Consider the following 4160-nt stretch of genomic DNA (forward strand, 5'->3'; position numbering starts at 1 on the left):
ATGAGGTTGATCTGGGACTGAGGTTGATCTTGGCCGCGTGCTTGGCTTTCAATAGAACACCCTTCCTTGGGAAAAGGAAATTATTCTATCTCTCAAGTGCCCTCTTCTTTGCTGCACTACCTTGGGGCTTTGGTATTGAGGGCTGATGTTAACATTTGGCAGCTTTCTCATAAAAGCTTTATGGAAGATGAAAGTTTGGGCTTTGAAAAAAAATATCGAAAAAATCTATTTGGGCCGGTTTTGCTAGATGATTCAAATCGTCATAAAGACAAAGCAACTTCGTTACGATTTTCTTGCACTCGTTTGCTTCTTCTTTGGAAAGCAGCTTATCTTCCTGAAAATAAAAAGAGCACTTAGAATTTTAGAACCATAGATCCAAATTTGTGCAATAGAAGAAGATATTTTTATGAAAATTTGATCGACGAGAAAAGAGAAGCCTTAAGACAATAGGGGGCACACTGTGAGTGATGAAAACATGATGTTTGAAGGTGATGGAAAAAAATGCACCGCTGATATTGTCTTTATAAAAGATGAGGGATACAAGCGCTTGATATTGATTGAACCCTCATTCATTGTGAGGACGAAAGCTTCGGTTCATGAAAATGGCTTAGAAATTGAAACAAATGAGGGGTAAAAAAATGAGGGGCAATGGAAAAAATGCACCATTGGATAAAGAACCACGGTCTTTTGCGCTGGAAGAAGCGTTTTTGACACGCAAAAATTATAAAGTCATCTTTTGCATTGCTTTCATTGTGGCAGCTTTTACAATGGCATTCTTTATGTTTTTTAAGTGGGATTTGACAGGGTGGTGGAATTATATCCTATTCATTTTAACATTAATATTGGTTTTTATATCAACGCTTCTTTTTGTACTCATTCCTGTTGCCTTTGTGGTCCGCATCATTTTTACGCGTTTGTTGAAAAAAAAGATCGATATGTTGGATCAAGCACTCTGGCAGCGAAGAAAAACGGCTTACCAACAAAACAGCGCGTGAAGGGAGGGCAGAAAATGAATACTGGTCTTTATATATTCTCATGTATTGTAGGAGCACTTCTCTTCGTGCAATGTTTGAAGGTGATGGAAAAAAATGCACCGCTGATATTGTCTTTATAAAAGATGAGGGATACAAGCGTTTGATATTGATGAACCCTCATCCATTGTGAGGACGAAAGCTTCGGTTCATGAAAATGGCTTAAAAATTTGAGACAAATGAGGGGTAAAAAATGAGGGGCAATGGAAAAAATGCACCATTGGATAAAGAACCACGGTCTTTTGTGCTTGAAGAAGCGTTTCTGACACGCAAAAATTATAAAGTCATCTTTTGTATTGCTTTCATTGTGGCAGCTTTGAGAACGGTTCTTCGCTTCGTACCCATGTTGCTTGGGTGGAAGTTGGTGGAGTGGGAAGGGGATGTCGTGGCAGCTCTCTTGTTAATCATGCGGCTTATATCATGGTTTATTTTTTTGTTCATCCCTGTTGCCTTTGTGGTTCGTATCATTTTCACGGTTCTGTTGAAAGAAAAGATCGATATGTTGGAGCAAGCACTCTGGAAGCGAAGAAAAACCGCTTCTCAACAAAACAGCGCATGAAGGGGCGGGGAAAATGATAGATATTAAAATGATTGATATTATTGTTGTACTCTCGTGGGGTGTGGGCTTGACGCTTTTTACGCTGGTTTCTGCTGTGGTCATGATGTTTATTTGGGCATTGTATTACTCTACTTTCAAGCGGGTGAGACTGTATTGCCAAGTGACAAAAGAATTAAGCCGCGTGCTTGAACAACCTGTTGCTTTTGAGCCGTCTAGTGGAGCAACGCCGATGATTAAGCCGTTATCTGAGGAAAAAGAGTTTTCTCTTTCTGATGAAGAAATCTTAACGATGGAAAGTGCAACGGCGCTTTTAAAGAGTTTGGGGTGGAAGGTGGAAATTGAAGGAAAAGGAGATCATTTGGCCACCTATTATTTACCAGATCGTGAAGTGCAGTTTCTTTATAATGCTGAGAAGGGGTATCCGCGATTTGATTGTGCAATTGCGGTGGTTTCTGGTATCCATGCGGCGACTTGCCAAACGATAGACCCTTATAATTCTGGAGGCTTGATTGCTCTTGAATTGAGTTTTGATGTGAAGGGGTTGGAAATTTTTGAAGAAAAGGTAAGCGTTGGATGTTTACGTCGTGCACTTGAGAAAGCTTTCGATGAGGCAATGACTGAGGTTGATCTTGGCAAGATGCTTCACTCTCAATATAGAATCCTGCCTTGGGAAAACAAAACTGTGGTCCCTCGGTTGGCTTCTTATTCCCTGCGTTATCTTGCGGCTCTGGCTTTGATGGGCGATGTTGAAACTTTACACTCTTATCACAAAAGCTTTATAGAAGGTGAGAAGCTGGGCTTTGAGGCAAGCATTGAAGAAGAGCATCTGGAACGCGCGATGGTGATCGCTCAGGCGGTAGAAAAGACAAAGCAACCCAGTTACGATTTGCTTCAACAGGCGGCAAAGGATTTTTCCATGGAGGTAGAAAGCTATGAATGTTTTAGAGCTACAGATCCCAATTTGTGCAATAGAAGAAGAGATTCTTATGAAAATTTGATCGAGGAAAAAAGACAAGAATTAAGGCAACAGGGATATTTTGTTTATGAAAAGGACGCGATTTGTGAGGTTGATGGAAAAAACTATCGTCCCGATATTCTTTACATAAAGGATGGGGAGTTAGAATATATGGATGTAGAAATTAGGATTGATGAAAAAAATTATTGAGAAAAATAAAGAGTTTAGATAAATTAAAAAGAGCTTAAACCTGAAAATAATGCGTAAAAAGCGCGAAGCGTAAAAGCAGAGGGGAACAATGCAGGAGAAAAAAGCAACATTTGAAGTGTCTTTCTTTTCATTTAGAAAATTTATGGTGTCTTCAGTGGAAAGGTGTAAAGGGGTGGGACGGTGTAAAATAATAGGGCACCGCTTTTTCATCATGTTTTATACATGCCTTATCATGATGGCTTTAGAAGTTCCTGCGGGTGCAAAATCTCTGGTACAGCCGTTGCAATGGACAAGATGGGAAGGAATTGGTTCTCTTATTTTTCTCTTACCAGTGTTGATATGGTTTTGTCTTCTCACACCCCTTCCTATTTTGTGGGGGATTTATCGTTTTAAAGAGCGTAAATTGGAAAAAATAAAGAAAAAACTAAAAGAAAAAACAAAGCAGCAAGAGATTAATCAATGAGGTTATACGCATGAGGGGTGAGGCCGCAGTTTTTATTTTGTTTCTGCCGGTTGGATATTTTCTTCTAAATGCAGTTACAGTTTTTGCCATTTTTGTGAATATGATTATTGTGGCGCCTTATTATTCTTTAATCAAGCGTTTGAGGCTCTATTACAGAGTGAAAAAACAAAGACGTTTGATGAAAGAACATCCACAGCGTTTTTGTTTCTTTGAAAAAAGCGGAAAAGAAAAAGAGAGAGTGCCACAAAACTTAACACTAGAAACACAGATAAGTTTCTATTCGTTAAAAAAATGGCTCGCTTTTTCACGCAAAGATTATATCCTCCACGCATGCCTCTCTTTCATCATTATGTTTTTCAAAGCTTATGTCTATGTGAGTTTCTCTAAAAGGATAGCTGAGATAGATGAGAGCAGATTTGAATATCTTGTCATTCTCTTGCTTTTCTGGTTTTTTTTATCGGTATGTATTTTTGCAACGATCCCTGTTGTTGTGATCCTTCGTGAAATTTTAACTCATCGATTGAAAAAGAAGATTCAGCAATTGGAAGAAGTGACTGAAGCAACCCAATCAATCAATTTATAAAAAGAAGGGGATAAAATGCATTACGAAATAGCGGCATTTTGGACGGTGATTTTTATCATTCTGCTGGGGGGTTTTTTTGATTTTTTCTTAACAATACCCATTGTGGCACTGTATATTTCTTTTATCAAGCGTTTGATCTCGTATTACAAGGTTACCAAACAATTAAACGCAGCGCTGAAAAAGCGCACGTAGTGCTCGTGTCATGGGGGAGGCATAAGTTTTAGATCATGCCATTGCTTCATGACGTGAGAGGAGGGCATCGATTGTTTTTCTCATTTTACGCTGATCTCTGGGGGGAAAGGGTTGATGGTAAGTGATAGGCTTATAATAAGCTTGTAATAGGCTTTAATGGGGCTGTT

The 4160-nt window shown here is 39.0% G+C and carries 6 protein-coding genes; all 6 read left to right on the forward strand.

Annotated elements, in window-relative coordinates; translation table 11 throughout:
- Positions 1–460: 460 nt before the first annotated feature.
- Positions 461–634 (forward strand): hypothetical protein, encoded by a 174-nt coding sequence (locus ACFIO3_RS09450; RefSeq protein WP_375607086.1) that lies wholly within the window; start codon positions 461–463, stop codon positions 632–634.
- 4 nt (positions 635–638) lie between these two features.
- Positions 639–995: a hypothetical protein gene (locus tag ACFIO3_RS09455; RefSeq protein WP_375614469.1), complete on the forward strand. Its 357-nt coding sequence runs from the start codon at positions 639–641 to the stop codon at positions 993–995.
- A 229-nt stretch (positions 996–1224) separates the two neighbouring features.
- Complete coding sequence (locus ACFIO3_RS09460) at positions 1225–1590, forward strand: hypothetical protein (protein WP_375614468.1); 366 nt, start codon at positions 1225–1227, stop codon at positions 1588–1590.
- Between the two features lie 28 nt (positions 1591–1618).
- Complete coding sequence (locus ACFIO3_RS09465; RefSeq protein WP_375607092.1) at positions 1619–2755, forward strand: DUF6990 domain-containing protein; 1137 nt, start codon at positions 1619–1621, stop codon at positions 2753–2755.
- A 154-nt stretch (positions 2756–2909) separates the two neighbouring features.
- Positions 2910–3218, forward strand: a complete 309-nt coding sequence (locus tag ACFIO3_RS09470) for a hypothetical protein (protein WP_375704364.1) — start codon at positions 2910–2912, stop codon at positions 3216–3218.
- A gap of 10 nt (positions 3219–3228) precedes the next feature.
- On the forward strand, positions 3229–3801 hold the full coding sequence (locus ACFIO3_RS09475) for a hypothetical protein (RefSeq protein ID WP_375704365.1): 573 nt from the start codon (positions 3229–3231) through the stop codon (positions 3799–3801).
- The last annotated feature ends 359 nt before the right edge of the window (positions 3802–4160 follow it).

It is taken from the genome of Bartonella sp. AD328YNZD (assembly GCF_042196425.1).